Genomic DNA, 20,763 nt, shown 5'->3' on the forward strand with positions numbered 1-20,763 from the left:
CAATGTTCAAGAAAATTCTCATCGCCAATCGCGGCGAAATCGCCGTCCGCGTCATCAGGACGCTCCGGGACATGGGTATTGCCTCCGTAGCGGTCTATTCCGATGCCGACCGCTTCACGAAAGCCGTACTCATGGCTGATGAAGCCATACGCCTCGGGCCGGCGCCCTCTACAGAAAGCTATCTCGATATCGAAGCGGTGATTGCCGCCTGCAAAAAGACAGGGGCGGAAGCGGTCCATCCGGGTTATGGCTTCCTTTCCGAAAATATCGGCTTTGCCGAAAGGCTGGCGGCCGAGGGCATCGTCTTCATCGGCCCGACGCCGGAAAACATTGCCGATTTCGGCCTGAAGCACACGGCGCGCGAACTGGCGCAGAGAAGCGGTGTGCCGCTGCTTCCGGGCTCCGGTCTGCTTGGTTCGGTCAAAGAAGCGCTCGCCGCCGCGGAAGCCGTCGGTTATCCGGTCATGCTGAAATCCACCGCCGGCGGCGGCGGCATCGGCATGCAGCTCTGCGCCGACGATGTCGCGCTGAAAGCGGCCTTCGAGAGTGTGCAGCGTACGGCGAAAGCGAGCTTTGGCGACGCCCGCGTCTATCTGGAGCGGTTCGTGGCGAAGGCCCGCCACGTCGAGGTGCAGATATTCGGCGATGGCGAGGGACGGGTGATCGCACTTGGCGAACGCGACTGCTCGCTTCAGCGCCGTAACCAGAAGGTCATCGAGGAGACACCCGCCCCCGGGCTTTCCGATGAGGTTCGGGCGCGCCTGCACGCGGCGGCCGTCTCGCTCGGAAAACAGGTGAATTATCGCTCCGCCGGCACGGTCGAGTTCATTTACGATCCGGCCCGCGAGGAATTCTATTTCCTGGAGGTCAATACGAGGCTGCAGGTGGAGCATCCGGTGACCGAAGCCGTCTTCGGCATCGATCTGGTGGAATGGATGATCCGTCAGGCTGCCGGCGAAGATGTCCTGACTGGTGCCGAGCACCTGACACCGAAGGGAGCCGCCATTGAGGCGCGTGTCTATGCGGAAATGCCCCATGCCGATTTTCGCCCGAGCGCCGGGCTTCTGACGGAGGTAGTTTTTCCTGACGATATCCGCATCGACGGCTGGATAGAGACCGGGACGGAAGTGACGCCTTTTTATGATCCCATGCTCGCCAAGATCATTGTCACGGGCGCGGATCGCAACGCAGCCATTAGCAATCTTGGCACGGCCCTCTCGCACACCGCGATTTCCGGCATCGAGACCAACCTCGATTATCTCAAGGCGATTGCCGGCTCCGACCTTTTCCAAACCGGCAATGTCGCGACCACGGCGCTGAAGGATTTCTCCTTCGTGCCTGACGTGGTCGAGGTCATTGCGCCGGGAGCGCAATCGAGCCTTCAGGAACTGCCTGGCCGTCTCGGCTTGTGGCATGTCGGCGTGCCGCCGAGCGGACCGATGGACGAACGGTCTTTCCGGCATGCGAACCGACTGGTCGGCAATCATGACCATACGGCGGCGCTGGAAATCACCGTTTCCGGACCGGTGCTCAAGTTCTTTGCGGATGTGACGGTGGCCCTTGCCGGCGCGGAAATGCCGATAACGTGCGACGGTGAGCCCGTGCCGCATGACACCCCGATCACGATCAGTTCCGGACAAACGCTTACCATCGGCCAGATCGGCGGTGCGGGACAGCGAGCCTATCTGGCGGTGGCCGGCGGTTTTGATGCGCCGGTCGTGCTCGGCTCGCGCGCCACTTTCGGACTTGGCCAGTTCGGCGGCAACGCCACCGGCACCCTGCGCGCCGGCCACGTTCTTCGCCTCGCCCGCGCGCGCCAGGCCGATATGAAAGCCGCCTCCGAGCCTGCCGACCTGACGCGCGAATGGTCGGTTGGCGTGCTTTACGGCCCCCATGGCGCGCCGGATTTTTTCCTCGAGGACGATATCGAGACCCTGTTTGCGACCGAATATGAGGTGCATTTCAATTCTGCCCGCACGGGTGTACGCCTCATCGGCCCTGCGCCGAAATGGGCGCGCCAGGACGGCGGGGAAGCCGGCCTTCACCCCTCGAACCTGCATGACAATGCCTATGCCATCGGCGCCATCGATTTTACGGGCGACATGCCGATCATTCTCGGGCCGGACGGCCCCTCTCTCGGCGGCTTTGTTTGCCCCGCAGTGATTGCCGCGGACGAGCAGTGGAAGATGGGACAGTTCAAACCGGGCGACAAAATCCGCTTTCATCCGGTTACTCGGGCGGAAGACCCCATTGCCGGTCCCACCGTCAAACGTATTGGCGACAATGCCGGCTCCCCCATTCTCGGCCGTCTTGATGACGGCGAGGTTCCGGTTGTTTATCGCCGGCAGGGCGATGACAACCTTCTGGTCGAATATGGGCCGATGCAGCTCGATGTCAGCTTGCGCCTTCGCAGCCATCTTTTGATGCAGGCGGTGCGGCAAGCCCGCATTCCCGGCCTCGTAGACCTGACCCCCGGTATCCGCTCGCTACAGATTCACTATGATGGATCGCATGTGACGCGGGGCAGGTTGCTCGGCCTTCTTTCCGAAATCGAAAACGGCATGCCTTCCGTTCATTCGGTGAAGGTGCCGAGCCGCACCGTCTGGCTGCCGCTGTCGTGGGACGATCCGCATGCGGCGCTGGCGATGCGCAAATATCAGGAACTGGTGCGCCCCAATGCGCCCTGGTGCCCCTCGAACATTGAATTCATCCGCCGCATAAACGGTCTGGATGACGAACAGGCGGTAAAAGACAAAATCTTCGACGCCTCCTATCTCGTCATGGGGCTTGGCGATGTCTATCTCGGTGCCCCGGTTGCCACTCCTCTCGACCCGCGCCATCGCCTCGTCACGACAAAATATAATCCGGCACGCACCTGGACACCGGAAAACGCCGTCGGCATCGGCGGCGCCTATATGTGCATCTACGGCATGGAGGGACCGGGCGGCTATCAGCTCTTCGGGCGCACCATCCAGATGTGGAATACGTGGCGGCAAACCCCGGTTTTCGGCAAGGACAAACCTTGGCTGCTCGATTTCTTCGATCAGGTCCGTTTCTTTCCCGTCAGCCACGGCGAATTGACCGAGGCCCGCGCCGCCTTTCCCCATGGGGGTTATCCCGTCCGTATCGAAGAGGGAGAATTCTCCTATGCCGATTACGAGACGGAACTTCAGAAGAATGCCGCCGCAATCGGCGCATTCAAGGCGGGCCAGCAGGCCGCCTTCGAGGCGGAACGCCAGCGCTGGAAAGATCAGGGGCTAGATAGTTTCGTTGTTGATGAAGGCCTCGGTCCCGGCCTCGGGGGCGATATTCCCGACGGATGCTTCGGCATTGAAAGTGCCGTACCGGGCAATGTCTGGAAGGTGCTGGTGGAAAAAGGGCAGAAGGTGGCGGCCGGCGAAACGCTCGCCATCATCGAATCCATGAAAATGGAAATCACCGTCAACGCGCACGCCGCGGGCAAGGTGCGCGATCTCCGCGCCGGGCCGGGCCGCAATGTCAGGGCCGGCGACGTGCTGGTCGTTCTGGAGGCCATGTAATGTTGCCGATCATTCTCGATATCGCCTCACTTAAGGCAGCCTATGCAAAGGGGCTGAGCCCGCTCGATCTCATCGAGGAGATAATTCTTCGCATCGAGGCGTCGGACGATCCGGCAATCTTCATAACGAAGACGCCGGACGAGGATCTGCGCGCCGCTGCACGCGATCTCATGGCCTGCGCGCCTGAGGTAAGCAGCCTTCCCCTCTGGGGCGTGCCATTTGCAGTCAAGGACAATATCGATGTGATGGGCCTGCCGACAACAGCCGCATGCCCATCCTTCTCCTATTGGCCGAAACAAGATGCGACCGTGATTGCCCGGCTGAAGGCTGCAGGCGCAATCGTCATCGGCAAGACCAATCTCGACCAGTTCGCCACCGGGCTGAACGGCACACGCTCGCCTCACGGCGCTCCGCGTTCGGTGTTCGACAAGGCTTATGTGTCGGGAGGCTCGTCTTCCGGCTCTGCCGTGGCGGTGGCATCGGGCCTTGCCAGTTTCGCCCTCGGCACGGATACGGCCGGCTCCGGCCGCGTACCCGCTGCCTTCAACAATATTGTCGGCATCAAACCAACACCCGGACTGGTGCCGAATGTCGGCGTCGTACCCGCATGCCGCTCAGTGGACGTCGTGACCGTTTTTTCCGCGACGGTGGGCGACGGCGTGGATGTGCGCAGGGTCATGGAGGGTTATGACGCCGCCGATCCCTTCTCGCGCAGGGCAAAGCCGGCCGCCCTGCCTGCCGCCGGGCTGCGCATTGGTGTGCTTGAGCCCGGGGAACGCGAATTTTTCGGCAATGCCGTTTTCGAGGCACTCTATGACGCGACTATCGAAAAAGCGAAAATGCTCGGCGCAGACATCGTCCCCTTCGACTATGCACCGTTCCGTCAGGCCGCCGAGCTGCTCTATGACGGTCCGTGGGTGGCCGAGCGTTTGGCGGCGGTGAAGGATTTCCTGGCTACCAATGTCGACGATTTCGATCCCATCGTCGGGGCAATCATCGAGGGGGCAAGGCGATACGATGCCGTCGATGCCTTCGAGGGACTATACAGGCTTGAGGCGCTTCGCCAAAAGGCATCGGCGGAATGGGCGAAAGCCGACGCGCTGATGCTGCCGACATCGCCGACCACCTACACGGTGGAGGAGATGCGCGCAGATCCGATCGCGAAGAACGGCCATTTCGGGCGATATACCAATTTCGCCAATCTGTTCGGTTATGCCGCCATCGCTGTTCCCGCCGGCTTTGATGCTGCGGATCATTTGCCGGCGGGTGTGACCCTGTTCGGGCCCGCCTTTTCCGATGATGCGCTGGCGCCATTTGCCGATATGCTGCACCGTGCATTGCAGCCGGGCATGGGCAGGGATCGCAAGGCTGCCCTGCCGGAGGCCTCGAAAGTGGCGGATACCGATGACGGGCTGGTGCCGATCGTCGTTGTCGGCGCCCATCTTACCGGTATGCCGCTCAATCACGAACTCACAGGCCCCGGCGGTCGGCTGATGAAATCCTGCCGCACAGCCGGGGATTACCGGCTGTTCGTCTTGCCGAATACCGCTCCACCGAAACCCGGCCTGCTGCGGGAGCCCGGCTTTGAAGGCGCGGGTCTGGAGGTGGAGGTCTGGAGGGTGACGCCCGAAGCCTTTGGACGTTTGGTGCAGCACATTCCCGCCCCGCTCGGGATCGGCAAAGTAACGCTGGACGACGGGTCACAAATCTCCGGCTTCCTGTGCGAACCCTATGCGCTCGAGGGTGCTTTGGAAGTGACAGGCCTTGGCGGTTGGCGCGCCTATATCCGATCGATCAAACAAGAAGAAAGGAAAAGCCATGAGTGACATTTTCTTAAGATATCTGGGCATCCTCCGGCGAGGAATGATGATGCTTTTGACTGCGAGAGCCGGAATGTATTGGGGCCGAGGACGTCGAAACGGCTAGGTCCGGTTTCATCGCGATCGCTGTTCCGAACATCGGAGACGCCACATCGAACAGGCGACACTATCGTCGCCTGTTCGAACCTAGACGCTTCTTGCTCCGGCCAACCGGCAAGCAGTGTTTTTCAAATTATAAATTATGTTGCATGTTCCACATTTTTAGTGTTGGATTTCCACATTAACGAAGCCTGGAATCACGCATATGTTGTATGACGATCAATTCTTGATCCGTCTGGCTGACGGGGTCGCCAGCCTTATACCGAGTTGGGATATCGATCCCGATGCCCACGTCGAGTTGCTGACCATATCGGAAAACGCAACATTCCGGGTCACCGAGCCGGCGGGACGCCATGTGATCGTGCGGGTCCATCGGCCTGACTATCACAGCGAGGCGGAGATACTGTCCGAACTTGCCTGGACCGAAGCCCTGCGCAGCGACGGGGTGGTAAAGACGCCGAAAGTCATGGCCTCTCGCAACGGCAGGCTTCTGCAATCCTTTTCCGACGGCGAGACCCGTCGTTTTGCTGTTGCCTTCGATTTCATGTCCGGCAGGGAACCGGATGCCGAAACCGATCTCGTGAAATGGTATGGAGTGCTGGGTGGGATAAATGCCCGCCTCCACGACCACAGCCGCCGCTGGAAAAGGCCCGAAGGTTTTGTTCGAAAATTGTGGGACTTCGAGCATATTATCGGCCCATCAGCCTGGTGGGGGGATTGGCGCGCAGCCCTCGGTCTGACGGCGAATGGCAGGGCGATACTTGAACGGACCTATCTCGAACTGGAAAAGGGCACGGCTGCCTTTGGCTACGGTGCCGATCGATTCGGACTCGTTCACTGCGACATGCGGGCAGCGAACCTGCTCGTCGAAGGGGAAAGGCTCGGCGTCATCGATTTCGACGATTGCGGACTTTCGTGGTTCGCCTACGACTTCGCCGCGGCCATCAGCTTCATGGAGCACGAGACTTACATTCCCGAACTGATGGATGCCTGGCTGGAGGGTTATCGCCGGGTCGCACCGCTGGCTGCCGAACAGGTGGCGGCCTTGCCCATGTTCATCATGCTGAGGCGCATGCAACTGACGGCGTGGATCGCCTCACATTCGGAAACGCCGACGGCGCAAGCGCTGGGTGCCGCTTATACGGACGGCACCGTTGCGCTCGCCGACCGTTATCTCGCATCGCTGTGAAAGGATCCCAATGACCGCCGCTCCCTTCAAAGAAATCCTGGCGTTGAACAGGTTCGACGCCGGCCGCATGGTTGGCTTTCCTGAAGATCTTTCCGAGCGGCTCCGACGCCGTTCCGCCACGTTCGGCGCATCTTCCGTGCTGTTCTACGAACAGCCTATCGAGATGGTGCGGGCGGAAGGCACCTATATGTATGATGCCAGCGGGCGTAGATATCTCGATGTCTACAACAATGTTCCGTCGGTCGGGCATTGTCATCCGCGCGTCGTCGCCGCCATTGCCGAACAGGCCGCCAGGATCAATATTCACACCCGTTATCTTACCCGTATCGTCGAGACCTATTCGGAGCGGCTGCTCGCGACCTATCCCGAGAATCTTTCCAATCTGGTGATGACCTGCACCGGATCGGAAAGCAACGATCTCGCCCTGCGTATCGCACGCATCGGCTCAGGCGCGGAAGGCTTCATCGTCACCGAGACCGCCTATCACGGCAATACGGCGCTGGTGACGGAAATCTCGCCTTCAGCCTTGAGGAAACGCCGGCCCGCGCCTTTCGTGCGCACGGTTCCCGCCCCATCGGGCAGTGACCCGTCCACCGTTGCAGCGACCTTTGCGGCAAATGTTGAAGCAGCCATCGCCGACCTGAAGAAATCGGGTTACGGTGTGGCGGCGCTGATCATCGATTCCATCTTCTCCAGCGACGGCATCTATGCCGATCCGGCCGGTTTTCTGAAACCCGCTGTGGAGGCGGTGCGCAATGCTGGCGGGCTGTTCATTGCCGACGAGGTTCAGCCTGGTTTTGGCCGCACCGGTTTCGGGCTCTGGGGGTTCATGCGCCACGACATAACCCCTGATATCGTCACCATGGGCAAACCCATGGGCAATGGTTTCCCGATGGGCGGCGTCATCACGCGCCCTGATCTTCTGCAACGCTTTTGCGAGGAGACGGGCTACTTCAATACATTCGGGGGCAATCCGGTTGCAGCGGCAGCGGGTCTTGCGGTTCTCGACGTGATCGCGGATGAGGGACTGATGCACAATGCCGATGGTGTCGGTTCGTATTTCGCCGGCAGTCTCGGCGACCTCAAGTCCCGCCATTCGGCAATCGGCGACATACGGGGCGCCGGCCTGTTCATCGGCCTCGATTTTGTCAGCAACGATAATGGCAAACCAGATACGGCGCTTGCCATTCACGTCATCAACGAAATGAAGAAAAGGGGCATCCTGATCGGCGCGGCCGGCAAGCACGGTGCAACGCTGAAAATCCGCCCTCCGCTCTGCTTCTCGAAGGCAGATGCCGATTATTTTTCACAGGTATTGTCGGAGATTCTCGGCAACCGCTGAACGTGCCGTGATGGGATACGAAAAACCCCGCAACGGCTTTGCGGGGTTTTCGTTTTCTACATCGCTGCCAGAGCGCCGGGTGATTCCGGCAGAATCTGGCCACCATCGACGGTGATCGTCTGGCCGGTAATATAGGCGGCCTCCTGAGAGGCGAAGAAAAGCGCCGCATTGGCGATATCGGCCGCCGTGCCCAGCCGCTTCAAGGGGATCGAGCTTTCCATCGAGGCGATATAATCCGCGCCCATGCCCTCCAGCCCCTCGGTGAAGATGTTGCCGGGGAGGACGGCATTGACCGTGATGCCTTTGGGCGCGAGTTCGATGGCTGCGGTGCGCATGAAACCAAGCTGACCGGCCTTCGAGGCGCCGTAATGCGACCAGCCGGGATAACCTGTAACCGGGCCGGTGATTGATGAGGTGATGATGATCCGGCCTTCGCCCTTCCTTGTCATTTCCGACAGCACCGCCGAGACCGAAAGAAACGTACTCTTCAGATTGGTGGAAATAACGTGATCGAAATCTTCGGGCGTCATCTCTCCAAGCTTTGCCGCTGGAAAAATGCCGGCATTGGCGCAAAGAATATCGACGCCACCGAAGCGCCCGACCGCCGCCCGGACCATTGTCTCGGCTCCTTCCGGCGTTGACACATCCGCAGCGAAACCGGCGCCATTTGGACCGATTTCCGCAGCCACCCTGTCTGCGTCCGCCTGGCTGCGCGAGACGACCAGCACATTGAGCCCGGCTTCACCGAAACGTCTGGCGATCCCCTTGCCGATGCCACGGCTGGCCCCGGTGACAATAACGGTTTTGCCCCGTAGAGACTTCAACATTTTTATCCACCTTCCTGTGGTACTTGCCAATATTTGCAGCATTTGCCTTTGCGACAATGCCGCGTTTGCACAAAACCTCGCCAGCCAACTCAGAATCCCAAGAAAATGCCTGAAAAATAAGGGTTTTATCTCCCAATCACTCAAGGGGGCTCACCACGTATCGGCCTACCTCATGAGACAAGACGTTTGAGAAGGCAAAATGACGGAAAAAATAAATGTTGTAAATAACACATTTTTACGACACACTTCCAACATCAAAAGTGGTGCCGACAGCACAATAAAAGGGGAAGTGAAATGGAACTGACGAGACGCAATTTCATGCAGGCCATGGGTGCGGCGACATTGGCCATCCCCTTTGCGAATATTCGCAACGCATTGGCCGCCACGCGCAACAAGGAGCTCAATATCCTCTGCTGGGAGGGGTACAATTCCGCCCAGGTGCTCGATCCCTACCGTTCGGCCAAGGGCGCCACGGTCAAGGCGGAGTCGCTGACCAACGATCCGACGATGATAAACCGGCTTCGCGCCGGCGAAACCAGGATTTGGGACCTCATCAACGTCAACAATCCCTGGGCGCGCAAGGTCATGGCGCCGGCCGGTCTGATCAAGCCTTTGCCAAAAGCGGAGTTCGAGCCGTTTTTCGATGAGATGCTGCCACAATTCAAAGCGCCATATCCCTGGGCGATGAGCGAGGACGGCAAGGAGCTGCTGGGCATGGCGCAACGCTTCGGGCCTTATTCCTTCGTCGTCAATACCGACAAGATCAGCCGCGCCACGGCGGAGGAACAGGGCTGGAACCTGTTCAATGATGAAGGCCTTGCCGGCAGTTACGGCATTCTTGAATCCGACGACTGGAACGTGTTCGGCATCTTCATGATCGCGGGCATCAATCCGTTCAAGCCCCATAGCGAAGAGGAAATGAAACTATTCTCGCAAACGGCGCAGAAGGTGTTCAAGGGTGCGAAAATGGTGGGAGACGGCGCGGCATTGAACCAGGCGCTGGTTTCCGGTGAGATCGATCTGCATCTGACGGGCGGCACCTATTCCGTTTCCCCGGCTCGTGCCGATGGCTATCTCAACCTGCGCGCGGTCACGCCCCTTAAGGGGCCGATCGAGGGCAAGGGCGGCATCGCTTGGATCGAAATCACCTCGATCGTCAACAATCCTGACCTTTCGCCGCTCGCCAGCGATTTTCTGAAATATGTGCAGCAGCCGGAAGTGGCCCACGCGGTCGCCTTTGCCGAGGGCACATTCAACCCTGTCTCGCAAATGGGTAACAAGAAGTGCTTCGACCTTTTCACCAAGGATGAGCTGGAAGCTATCCAGTGGGAAAGCCTGGAAGAGGAAATGGCCCGCTCGGTCGAATACGACATCGTACCCGATTACGACAAGGCGCTGGAACTGATGATGGCCGCCAAGCGCCTGCGCGGCTGACTGGATAATTGAATTCCCAATGAAACAGAAAAGTGTGTTTTCCAGAGCGGAAGACGCAGCTTCGTCCGGAGTGTGGACATGGCTTTCGCATTAACCTCCCCCGACATTCCTTCTTTCGACACGGCTTCGAAAGTCCGACCGGTGCTGCAACTGGTCGGCGTTCGCAAGGTCTTCGGTGATTTCGCTGCCGTCGATGGCATCGACGTCGATTTTAAGGAGGGCGAATTCGTTTCCATTGTCGGCCCGTCCGGATCCGGAAAGACGACGCTTCTGCGAATGCTGGCCGGTATGGAACGGCCGAGCGAGGGTTACATCACGCTGCGCGGCAACCTCATCAACGACGTGGCGGCCGACAGGCGTCCAACGTGCCTCGTCTTCCAGTCGCTCGCGCTTTTTCCGCACAAGACGGTTGGGGAAAATATCGAGTTTTCGCTCAAGGTGCGCAAGATGCCCGCCGCCGAACGCAAGACCCGCGCACTGGCGTTGATGCGCATGGTGAGGCTGCCGGAAAATTACTATGGCAAAAACGTCATGCGCTGTTCGGGCGGCGAAAAGCAGCGCGTGGCTCTCGCGCGCGCCTTCGCCTATGATCCTGATGTGCTGTTTTTCGACGAGCCGCTGTCGGCCCTCGACTACAAGCTGAAAAAGGCGCTGGAAAAAGAGCTCAAGGACCTGCATCGCGTCAGCGGCAAAACCTTTGTCTACATTACCCATTCGCTGGAAGAAGCAATGGTGATGTCCGACCGCGTCGGCGTCATGAACCGCGGCAAGCTGGTGCAGATCGGCGCGCCGGAGGAAATCTACACCCGTCCCGCCAACCGTTTCGTGGCTGAATTCTTCGGCGAGGTGAACAGTTTCGACATCACCCGCACTGCAACGGGCTGGACGACCGCCAGCGGCAAGGCGCTGGTCGTATCCGGCATTCCCGCGGGAGTGGCCGAAAAGGCAACCGTCGTCGTGCGGCCGGAAACCATGCGCTTCGTGGCGCCCGGCATCTCGGCCGACAACACCATTACCGGCACGATCTACAACGAATATTCGCTGGGTTCGCGCATGCAATATCAGATCCACGCCGGCGAGCACATCTATCTGGTCGAAGCGGCACGCGGCGCGGCCGTTGTGGCTGGCGACAAGGTAATGATCGGCTGGGATGCGGCAGACGCGATCGTGGTGGGAGACTGACCATGACCATCGCATTTGGAGAAGACAGCAGCAACCTTGCTAAAACCCCGGCCCAACGTATCAAGGTGGAACCGGGCCTTCTGGCCGCTGCTCCGGTGCTCGCCTTGCTTTGCCTCGGATTTCTTGCGCCGCTTCTGGCTGTTGCTGCCTATGCCTTTGCCACGCCGAAGAGTTTCGATGCCTTCCGCTCCTTCACCCTTGAAAATTTCATCACGATCTTCAATCCGGCCAACACCGTCTGGATTTCGTTCGCGTGGTCGCTGGCCTATGCGCTCGCCACCGTCATCGGGCTTGCCGTCGTCGCTTATCCCATCGCTTACGGTCTCAACCGCCTGTTCGGCAAATGGGCGGGTCTCCTTTCCGTGCTTTTCGTCTTCCCGCTCTTCGTGTCGGAAAATGTGCGGCTGTATGGCTGGGTGCTGTTCTTCATCAAGAATGGCGTTTTTGACGGGCTGATGAAGTATCTTGGCTTTTCCGGCGGCCCGGAACTGCTTTACACGCAGGGTGCAATCCTGTTCGGCATGCTCTATGTCTACCTGCCTTTCATGCTCTTCCCAATGACACTGGGCATCGCCATGGTGCCGAAGGATCTGGTCGATGCCGCCCGCGATCTCGGCGCGCGCCGTTTCACGATCTGGCGCGAGATCGAGCTGCCGCTCGCCATGCCCGGCATATTGATCGGCATGCTGTTGACCTTCGTGCTGGGCGCGGGTGCGGTGGCCGAATCAAAAATCCTCGGCGGGCAATCCGTCATCACCATCGCTCAGGATATCGAGGTGGCCTTCACCTATGCGCAGAACTGGCCGCTCGGCTCGGCGCTCGCTCTCATCCTCGTCGTCATCGTCAGCGGCCTGTCGCTTTTCGTGCTGTCGAAGCTCGATCTCGACCGCATCCTCGGACGGAGGTAACCCATGGAAACCCGTGCGCAAATCCAAACCGGCCTGGCCATTCGCCTCTGGACGGCCTTTGTTCTGATCGTCGTTTATCTGCCGATACTCTGCGGCGCACTCGCAGGCTTGGCAAAGGGACGATATTTTGTTTTCCCGGTGAAAATATTCTCCGGCGAGTGGTGGGAAAAAACTCTCGATTCTCTCGAAATACAGACACTGGTTTCGAACTCGCTGCTGATCGCAACCATCGTCACCTTCGTTTCGATCGTTTTTGCGTTTTTTGGAGCGCTCGCCTTTGCCCGCTACGACTGGAAGGGCCGCAAGCTCTACCAGAAGATCATTCTCCTGCCCATATTCTTCCCGCAGCCGGTGTTGGGTCTGGCACTGCTCCTGTGGTTCAATGCACTCGGTGTCAATCCGAGCTGGATCACCGCGGTCATTGCCCATCTGGTCTGGATTGTGCCGGTGGTAACGCTGGTCATCGCGATTCAGGTCTATGGTTTTGACCCGACGCTGGAGGAAGCCGCCCGCGACCTAGGCGCCTCCCGCTGGTTCATTCTGCGTGAGGTGACGTTACCGATCCTCTGGCCCGGCATATGGTCCGGCGCGCTCTTTGCCTTCCTGCTCTCCTGGGGCAATTTTCCGCTGTCGCTCTATACGGCGGGCGTCGATTCCACCGTTCCGAAATGGCTCTATTCCAAGATGGTTGCCGGTTACACGCCGATGGTGCCGGCGCTCGGCACGATGAGCACGCTTTCGGCTGCGGCGCTCCTGATCGGTGGCGGGCTGATCGGCGCTCTCTTGCGACGCAGGCGCATGGCGGCTTGAAGAAAAGCCGGACGCCGCGGAAACAGCCTGCGCACTGCCGCCGGACTTGCAGGGCATCCGCTATGCTGCCAAAAAGCAGTTGAGCAAAGCGGGACGAGACGAGGCATAGATGAAGAAACCGAAATCGACGCGGCAGCACAGGATTCTCAGCGAACTAGACCAGTCGCCCAGCCTGCGCGTCGCAGAACTTGCCCAGATGCTGGCGGTCTCAACCGAAACCATCCGTCGCGATCTCGATGAGATGACCGATCAGGGCCTGCTGAACCGCACCTACGGCGGGGCGGTACGCTCCCTCGGCACCGAACCTTCCGTAACGGAACGGCATGCACTGTTTGTTTCCGAACGCGAACGCATTGCCCGCGCCGGCGTACCGCTGCTCAAGGACGCGCGGGTGCTGATGATCGGCTCTGGCGCGACCACCGTTCATGTCGCTCGGCGTATTGCGACGGAAATGAAAAACATCACCGTTATTACCCACGCCTTTGGCGTCGCCACGGTTCTCGCCATCAATCCCACCATCGACGTCGTGATGCTGCCGGGCAAATATCACCCGACCGAAGGCGCCACCATCGGCGCACATGCGGTATCGTATCTTCAGGAATTTAATGCCGATTTCGCGATACTGGGCGCCTCCGGTCTCGGACCCGACGGCCCCACTGACGCGCTTCTTGAATGCGGGTTGGTCTACCGGACCATGCTTTCGCGATCGGCACGCTCGATGGTGGTCGCCGATCATTCCAAACATGACAGGATATTTCCCGCACGCTACGCGGAATGGCGCGACATCGACATCGTCGTTACCGACGGGACGGTCTCGACGTCGCTTGCCGAACGGTTCAAGGAATTCGCCGTCCAGCTGGTGGAATGCTAAAAGTACAGGAGCGATTGGCTCCCGTTTTCGGATAGGTGATCGGGAAAACGACCTCGAAGTCCATTCCGGCACTCGATTCAAGGCCAGTGATGAGGATAACCTTTGAGGAGACCAGCGAAATGGGCTTCGTTCGTCAGCAATCCGTAGCGGAAACTTGACTGTTCGAAATTATCCAAAACTGTTCAGGCGTTCGCCGACAATTTCCCGCATCTGCGTCGCTCGTTCAGCACCAACTGATCCATCTGTCAGCGGCGGCGGTAGCGCAGGCTGTTCCAATCCGCGCGCAAGTGCTGCCCTCAGTTCATCCATGGCCGTATCCGCCGCCGCCGGAATACCCGCTGTCGCTGCGAAACGCTTGAAATCGGCTCTCTTCAGCCGTTCATCCTTGCCGCTGATTTTGAGTGCCATGCGGTGATGCTGCAGGTTTGGAAACACCCACGTCGTAACCGCGTCGTAGAGCGGCGCCATACGAACCGAGCTGAAATCTTCTCTCCCTGGCGCAGCAATTTTCAGAAGCGCGCCATATTCTTCAGGCGCATGTCGCCAGCGGCGATCAGCCAGCCGAACAGAGCCCGCCGCAAAAGCAGCAGCAGGTCCGCATCCGCGTCAGTCGAAAGAGGGCGCAGAGCGCTCGCGATCTGTTCCATGGCGCCTGTGTATTTGTCTTCCGCCCGTACTCCCAGGATCGAAGTCATGTCTTCGAGTACCAGACGGCGGATGTCATCCAAGCTGGTGCGGATGCCGAACCGCTCAACAACAAGGGCTGCCGGCATACCATCCGGCATGGAAACGAGTGCAATCGCCGGGGCGGTGAATCCGGCCGCGCGGCTAAGCTCCATCGATTGCCATTCGATCGCGGGTAGTGCCTCGAATCCCGACGTGCTGGCAGGCTTCAGAATATGCGTGAACGGCTTACCCGTGCTCGGCATCAGGGTGCCGTCAGCATCAAGGAACATCGGCGCCTTGATCTGCACTCCCGACAGGCGCGGTGTCGCGCCTGTCGCAAACATTCGCGCCAGATTCTGTTCGAACGTATCCTGGATATCACCGCGGCCGGGACCGGTATAAGTCTCCGTGAACATATGATCCGTCGTAAAGCTGTTTAGCTGTGCCAGCAGGATATCAGCCGGCAGGGTTGCCAACTCGCCCGCCCGTTCAGCAATCGTGATGTTCGACATGTACCGCTTACCCGCGCGCAGCTCTACCCGCTCGTCGGGCTATTCAGCACTCGATTCAGCCAACCTTCCGGCAGAAGCGACTCAATGAAGGGCGGCAGCTTGCCGGGCGTGGTCTGGCGCAAAAGTGGTGGACCATCTAGGTTGGCAGCCTGCCGCCGCCATTCGAAGCCATCGTGCGTCAGGTTGCCGATCAGTACGCCGTGCCAAGCCAACGTCAGGTCGATTGCGGCTTGGTTGGTGACGTCGATCGCAGCGCTCGGCTTTTGTTTGAGGAACCGATCGGCTGCGCGCCCTTCATCAAGCCAGTCATTGTCTCTAGCGAGCTTGAACACAGCGTCGGCGGCGGCGTCCGAACTACCGTACTCTTCGATCAGGCGGGCGGCGCCCCCCCTCTTTCATCGTTTCATCGAACGACGCCGCATGTTCGCTACGGATACCAAAGACTTCCAAAAAGCGTTGGCGTAGTGAAGACACGTTCACGCGCAGTTCGCCCATGTCGTCTCCGACCACCGCCTGCGCGACGGATGGGTGGTCAGGCGCTTTATTTTGGATGATTTCGAGCGTCCTGATGCGCTGCCGTTGCACGCGGCGACCGGTCAAGAACAGGCGGCCGTCACGCATGGGGACCCAGTAGTACGGCGCTGGCAGCCGAAAGATAGGCGTTCGGGTTACATCACCTCTTCTAAGGCCGCAACATCAATGTAACTTTCGCGCACTTCAGATACGCGAAAGTTACACGCTTCGACCTGAAAGCGCTCGTGATATCTACCCTTGTGAACCAAGAAATCAGTAAGCTAATCATGCACCCGTCGATTCCATACAAAAATCTTCTCTCCACTTTGAACTGATACGAACCTTCAGCCCGTGCATTTCAGCTTCTACTTGATTTATCAAAGGCATTTTCACGTTGCCCTTCGCTAAGCCATAAAAACTAAACAGACAGTTTGTCTGATGGCGATCGGTATAGTGAGTGCAGGAGCTATCCAATGACGAAGTTACAGGAACTGAAAAAGCATCTGCGGTCCGGCAAGGTCTACCGTCGGGGGGATCTCGCCCAATGGTCCTCGTCTGTCGATCGGCACCTGCAGCAGCTGCTGGCGGAAGGATACCTGACCAAGCTATCGACCGGCGTCTATCACCGGCCGAAGCAGACCGCGTTCGGCAAAGCCCCTGCCGAGGATGACGCGCTCGTCGAGGCTTTCCTGAAGGATGACCGTTACCTCGTTACCTCGCCCAATGCCTATAACAGCCTGGGTGTCGGCGCGACGCAGCTCTATAACAAGACTGTCGTCTATAACCATAAGCGCCACGGCAACTTCATGTTGGGCGGCCGAGAGTTCGAGTTCCGTAGAAAGCCAGTCTTCCCCAAAACCCTGACCAAAGAATTCCTACTAGTCGACCTGGTCAACAATCTCGACCAGCTGGCCGAAGACCGCGATCAGGTGCTGGCCCGCGTGAAGGAACGTGTGCTGCAAGGCAATCGCACCGCCCTGACCCGTGCCGCCAAGGACTATGGAACGGTGCGCACGCGGAAATTCTTCAACGATCTCGTAGCGGACATGCATGCCAGCTGATTTCCTGCATCACCACAAGGATTTCGGGACGCTCCTGCGCATCGCCGCTGACGAGATCAGGTGCAGCCGGTGCTGGTCGAGAGAGACTATTGGATCATGCACTGCCTGTATGACCTGCAGCACTTGAAGATGACGTTCGAGTTGAAGGGCGGGCACTTCGCTCTCGAAAGGATACCGCATCATCAACCACTTCTCGGAGGATATCGATATCCGTATCGAACCGCCGAAGACCATGAATGTGAAAACTGGCCCCGATGGGCCCGCGCATCGTGAAGGCCGGAAGTCATTCTATGACTGGCTCGCCAAGACGATCACAATCGACGGCATCCAGAAGATCGAGCGCGATACCGGGTTCGACAATGAAAGTTATCGCAGCGGCGGCATCCGCCTCTACTACCCCGAGACAACCGGAACGAAATTGGACCTCAAGGAAGGTGTGCTTCTCGAAGCCGGGTTCGGCACTGTGGCGCCCAATATCAATAAGAATATCAGTTCTTGGGCCTACGATTACGCCGCGACGCGCATCGAGCTGATCGATAATCGTGCGCTGGCCGTGCCCCGCTACGAGGGGCTACACACTTATCGAGAAGCTCCAGACCATTTCCACCAAATTTCGCAAACAGCAGGAAACCGGGGAGTTCCCCGCAAATTTTCTCCGACGTTATTACCACGTCTTCTGCCTGCTCGACCAACCGGACGTGCGAGCTTTTATCGGCACGGAGGCATGTATTGTTCACAAGCAGAAGCGTTTTCCGAAGGCTGACAATCAGAACATTAATAGCAATCCCGCGTTCAGCCTTTCAGACCCCGAAACCTTCAGACTCTACGAACGCGCATACGAAGGGACTTCAGCGCTCTACTATCATGGCAGGCCCAGCCTGAAACAGATCCTTGCCCGCATCACCTCCTACGCAGATCGAGGATCTGCATGGTATCTTTTCCTTCCGGGATATCGGAACCGGCACCTCCCCAATCCTTCCTGCCTTCAGTTCTTTCTGAAGGCATCCCCCGGACCGCAGGGCGGTCAGAGCGGCCCTGACCGTCAGCGAGCGGGGCAAAGCCTTGCGAGAACGACCGGCAGGATTGCATAGAGGGCGGTTGAACGACAGCGGCGAGGGAAGTCCGGTCTGCGGGAGGGTTCTCTTTCTCCCCTCATTTTCTTTTTCCAACGCATTGAATGCCGCTAATATTGACGCTATATAGCGCCTATAATAATGGCGCTACCGAAATTGGAGGCGGATCATGGGACTGGCCCAATATGCAGATGAAGGACTGTTTGCGCCGCGTAAGATCGCGGATGCATTTCGCACGACCAGTGAAGAGATCGCCCGCACCGCTGGACTCGGAAAAGACGCGATCCAGCGCAAGGACCGTATCCGTTCGGACAGAACGCAGCGGCGCCTGCGCGAGATGATCGAGATCGTCAACAAGGTCGAACCGCGCTTCGGCTCGGCGTTGATGGCCTATGCCTGGTATCGCTCCGAGCCACTGTCCGGCTTCTCCGGCCAGACCGCGATGCAGCTGGTCCGCAACGGCCGCGCCGACGAGGTGCTCGACTATATCGACGCCGTTGATGCCGGCGTCCACGCGTAGCCCGACCGATGCACTATAACGGAAAGCTCTACCGGGCGCTCAACCCGATCTACGCCCGCGAGCCTCTATCCGGACGCGGCGCGGAACTCTATGGCGGCCGGTTCAACCCCAAAGGCATGCCGGCCCTTTACACATCGCTGACGATCATGACGGCGCTGAAAGAAGCTAATCAGGTCGGCAATCTGCAACCGACGACGCTGGTCTCCTATGATGCAGATATCGAGACTGTGTTTGACTGCCGGGACGACACGGCCCTTCGGGCGCAAGGGATGGATGCGGCGGCGCTCGCCGATCCGACCTGGCGTGACCAGATGAAGGTTTCGGGGGAAGCGAGAACGCAAACCTTCGCCCGCAAACTGGCGGCCGGCGGCTTTTGCGGGCTGCTTGTGAGGAGCTTTGCCCCCGGCGCCTCGGATGATGATCTCAATCTCGTCCTCTGGACATGGAGCAGCGTGGGGCCCGGTCGGCTGACCCTGATCGACGACGAAGATCGACTTTCGCGATAGTCTGACAGAACATCATCCGTTCAAGCACGAAAAGCCGACCGTATATGAACACGCGACCGGCCTATCATGGCAGGCTAAAGCCGTCGGTTTGCCGTTTTCATGGAAGTCCGTCAGCAGCTTGCCGAGTTCGGAACTCATCAGAAGATCCTGCATCGGGGCATGACCGCCAGGCACGTAGACCGCATCGAAATGGTCGTAACCGACCTGCTCGACCCGTGCGAGGCTGACGGCCGGCGATGTGTCGCTCGACGTCAGTTGCAATTCTGCCAGTTGCACCTCGCTCGCTTTCATCGCCGCTTCATCACTGCCGAAATACATCTTGCCGATGGAGGTCACGTCAACGGAAGGCGCCATACCGTTCGGCGTGCAAAAGTGATCTTATGGCCGGCGTTGAGCAGCGCCTTCACCGGCTGCATCAGTTCATTGAGGTAAAATCCGGTTTTGAACACCTTGCAGTCTTTCAAATCAAGACGGTCCGAGTCGGACAGGACGATCAGTACGTTTCGAGCATGGGTGCTTAGGGTGCTGGCACTCGGTGGATCTGAGCGTGAACGAGGACAGGATCCAGCGCGTGCTGGACTACGCGCGCCAGAATCTTTCAGAGACCCTGGCAATCGACGACCTGGCAGAGGTCGCCTGTCTCAGCCCGCGGCAATTCACGCGACTGTTCCGGTCGGAGACCGGCACGACCCCGGCAAAGGCCGTGGAGGCGCTGCGGGTTGAGGCCGCGAAACTCATGCTGGAGCAGAGCCGTCTGCCGATCGAGGTGATCGCACGCGAAGCGGGCTTCGCCAACCGGGAACGGATGCGCCTGGCGTTTGGCCGCGTGCACGGCGAGGTACCGAGGGCGATCCGCAACGAAGCCGGACCTCTCGCCACGCTCTAGGTTCAGCAAGGGAAACGGGTCGTCAGTCTGGAGGCCTGACCCTTGCCCGATCCGAGGCTGGCGTTGCCGCGGAGGCGTGCCCAGCACCTGCGAAGAAGCGGTACAGCGTGCCTGCCGCCACGATCAGCACGACGACGTTGGCAAAGACGAACAGTGCCGGTGCGGGTGTGCGGGCGATACCTTCGTCGCCGAGCATTAGAAGGCGGATCGGCGCCGCCGCAAGCGCCGTCACGCCGAAGGTGAAGGCCCAATACGATGGCGCGAGGGGTTCACGAAGGATCCAGGGCAGCAGCCTCAGCAGGATCACTGCCTGCAGGATCCCGTATCCGATCATACCGTGGCTAGCAGCAGCGGAGCCTGCGGCGCAATCGCGATGAGGGAGACTGCGCCGACCACCGGCGGGGCGAGCTGGATTCCAAGGGTCGGCCGAAGCGTATTCGCCATTCCCGGCGCCGTCAGCAGCCGATGCAGCAGCACGGACTCGATCGCGAGCCAGCCGAAGAAGTCGGCGCCGAAGACGCACTGCCCGAGATCGGGGGAAACCGAGGGCGGCGCCGACCATAGCGGCGACGAAACTATCGGCGACTGTCGGCAGATAAAGCACCGGCGTCGTATGGCTGGGATCGCGTTCGCCCATCCAGAGGCCACCGGTTCGGCAGACGGCAAAGCCCCCCGTGAACGCCGCTCCCACGACATAGAGTGCAAGAGCGACATCGTAGGCGTAGGGAATGACGCCTCCGGCCACTAGCATCGTGGCGACGCCGGCCAGCCCGATGAAGCAGCACTGCACTGGGTGAGCGGCTTCCGTCAGCGCGAGCTCGCGCGCCACGAGCCATTTCAAACCGTAGAGCGTCGTGACCGCGAGCCACACGAGTCCGGCGGCCAGCATCAACGGCTCTCCGACGAGAGCCGGCAGCCCCCAGGCGAGATGGGCGGCGCGCCAAGCGCCACCGAGCCCTGCTATGCCGAGCACCATTCCGAAGAACGATGCCGGGCACGATCGGG

15 protein-coding genes and 3 pseudogenes are annotated in these 20,763 nt (G+C 59.5%); 14 read left to right on the top strand and 4 right to left on the bottom strand.

Features of this window, described 5'->3' with window-relative positions:
* Positions 1-2 precede the first annotated feature (2 nt).
* From uca to CFBP5499_RS27470, 4 genes are all read left to right on the top strand, one after another.
* Entirely contained in the window at positions 3-3,539 is a 3,537-nt protein-coding gene (uca, locus tag CFBP5499_RS27455) for an urea carboxylase (protein ID WP_080830357.1), read from the top strand.
* Entirely contained in the window at positions 3,539-5,365 is a 1,827-nt protein-coding gene (gene atzF / locus CFBP5499_RS27460; protein ID WP_080830358.1) for an allophanate hydrolase, read from the top strand. Before uca ends, atzF begins: the two co-directional genes overlap by 1 nt.
* 298 nt (positions 5,366-5,663) lie before the next feature.
* Positions 5,664-6,647 carry a phosphotransferase enzyme family protein gene (locus tag CFBP5499_RS27465; RefSeq protein WP_080830359.1) on the top strand — a complete coding sequence of 328 codons (984 nt, stop codon included), beginning with the start codon at positions 5,664-5,666 and terminating at the stop codon, positions 6,645-6,647.
* A gap of 10 nt (positions 6,648-6,657) precedes the next feature.
* Positions 6,658-7,989, top strand: coding sequence for an aspartate aminotransferase family protein (locus CFBP5499_RS27470; protein ID WP_080830360.1), 1,332 nt, complete (start codon positions 6,658-6,660; stop codon positions 7,987-7,989).
* 56 nt (positions 7,990-8,045) lie between these two features.
* On the opposite strand, the gene fabG is transcribed toward CFBP5499_RS27470, so the two are convergent.
* Complete coding sequence (gene fabG / locus CFBP5499_RS27475) at positions 8,046-8,816, bottom strand: 3-oxoacyl-ACP reductase FabG (protein ID WP_080830361.1); 771 nt, start codon at positions 8,814-8,816, stop codon at positions 8,046-8,048.
* A gap of 294 nt (positions 8,817-9,110) precedes the next feature.
* Between fabG and CFBP5499_RS27480 the strand changes: the two genes are divergently transcribed.
* The 5 genes from CFBP5499_RS27480 to CFBP5499_RS27500 all read left to right on the top strand — a co-directional run bounded on the left by CFBP5499_RS27480 (position 9,111) and on the right by CFBP5499_RS27500 (position 14,021).
* A complete protein-coding gene (locus CFBP5499_RS27480) occupies positions 9,111-10,250 on the top strand; it encodes an ABC transporter substrate-binding protein (protein WP_080830362.1) in 1,140 nt (379 codons plus the stop codon).
* A gap of 78 nt (positions 10,251-10,328) precedes the next feature.
* Entirely contained in the window at positions 10,329-11,432 is a 1,104-nt protein-coding gene (locus CFBP5499_RS27485; protein ID WP_080830363.1) for an ABC transporter ATP-binding protein, read from the top strand.
* A 2-nt stretch (positions 11,433-11,434) separates the two neighbouring features.
* Complete coding sequence (locus CFBP5499_RS27490) at positions 11,435-12,340, top strand: ABC transporter permease (protein WP_080830364.1); 906 nt, start codon at positions 11,435-11,437, stop codon at positions 12,338-12,340.
* Between the two features lie 3 nt (positions 12,341-12,343).
* Positions 12,344-13,150, top strand: coding sequence for an ABC transporter permease (locus CFBP5499_RS27495; RefSeq protein WP_080830365.1), 807 nt, complete (start codon positions 12,344-12,346; stop codon positions 13,148-13,150).
* A 109-nt stretch (positions 13,151-13,259) separates the two neighbouring features.
* On the top strand, positions 13,260-14,021 hold the full coding sequence (locus CFBP5499_RS27500; RefSeq protein ID WP_080830366.1) for a DeoR/GlpR family DNA-binding transcription regulator: 762 nt from the start codon (positions 13,260-13,262) through the stop codon (positions 14,019-14,021).
* A 168-nt stretch (positions 14,022-14,189) separates the two neighbouring features.
* Here CFBP5499_RS27500 and CFBP5499_RS27505 read toward each other — a convergent pair.
* Positions 14,190-15,830 (bottom strand): annotated as a pseudogene (locus tag CFBP5499_RS27505) (type II toxin-antitoxin system HipA family toxin).
* Between the two features lie 355 nt (positions 15,831-16,185).
* On the opposite strand from CFBP5499_RS27505, the gene CFBP5499_RS27510 reads away from it, so the two are divergent.
* The 4 genes from CFBP5499_RS27510 (at position 16,186) to CFBP5499_RS27525 (ending at position 18,872) form a co-directional block, all read left to right on the top strand.
* The gene (locus CFBP5499_RS27510) at positions 16,186-16,773 is read left to right on the top strand and encodes a hypothetical protein (RefSeq protein WP_080830367.1); all 588 of its coding nucleotides are present in this window, start codon (positions 16,186-16,188) and stop codon (positions 16,771-16,773) included.
* Positions 16,774-16,981: 208 nt separating this feature from the next.
* A complete protein-coding gene (locus CFBP5499_RS30845) occupies positions 16,982-17,536 on the top strand; it encodes a hypothetical protein (RefSeq protein ID WP_244557733.1) in 555 nt (184 codons plus the stop codon).
* A gap of 479 nt (positions 17,537-18,015) precedes the next feature.
* The gene (locus CFBP5499_RS27520; protein WP_080830368.1) at positions 18,016-18,366 is read left to right on the top strand and encodes an antitoxin Xre/MbcA/ParS toxin-binding domain-containing protein; all 351 of its coding nucleotides are present in this window, start codon (positions 18,016-18,018) and stop codon (positions 18,364-18,366) included.
* Positions 18,367-18,374: 8 nt separating this feature from the next.
* Positions 18,375-18,872: an RES family NAD+ phosphorylase gene (locus CFBP5499_RS27525; protein ID WP_080830369.1), complete on the top strand. Its 498-nt coding sequence runs from the start codon at positions 18,375-18,377 to the stop codon at positions 18,870-18,872.
* Between the two features lie 36 nt (positions 18,873-18,908).
* Here the strand turns inward: CFBP5499_RS27525 and CFBP5499_RS27530 are convergent.
* A pseudogene (locus CFBP5499_RS27530) lies at positions 18,909-19,390 on the bottom strand (type 1 glutamine amidotransferase domain-containing protein); the annotation flags it as partial.
* Positions 19,391-19,422: 32 nt separating this feature from the next.
* Between CFBP5499_RS27530 and CFBP5499_RS27535 the strand changes: the two are divergent.
* Positions 19,423-19,758 (top strand): annotated as a pseudogene (locus CFBP5499_RS27535) (helix-turn-helix domain-containing protein); the annotation flags it as partial.
* Between the two features lie 22 nt (positions 19,759-19,780).
* Here CFBP5499_RS27535 and CFBP5499_RS30935 read toward each other — a convergent pair.
* Positions 19,781-20,734, bottom strand: a complete 954-nt coding sequence (locus CFBP5499_RS30935; RefSeq protein ID WP_233284271.1) for a dicarboxylate transporter/tellurite-resistance protein TehA — start codon at positions 20,732-20,734, stop codon at positions 19,781-19,783.
* Between the last annotated feature and the right edge of the window lie 29 nt (positions 20,735-20,763).

Origin of the sequence: Agrobacterium tumefaciens, assembly GCF_005221325.1 — a bacterium.
GTDB lineage: Bacteria > Pseudomonadota > Alphaproteobacteria > Rhizobiales > Rhizobiaceae > Agrobacterium.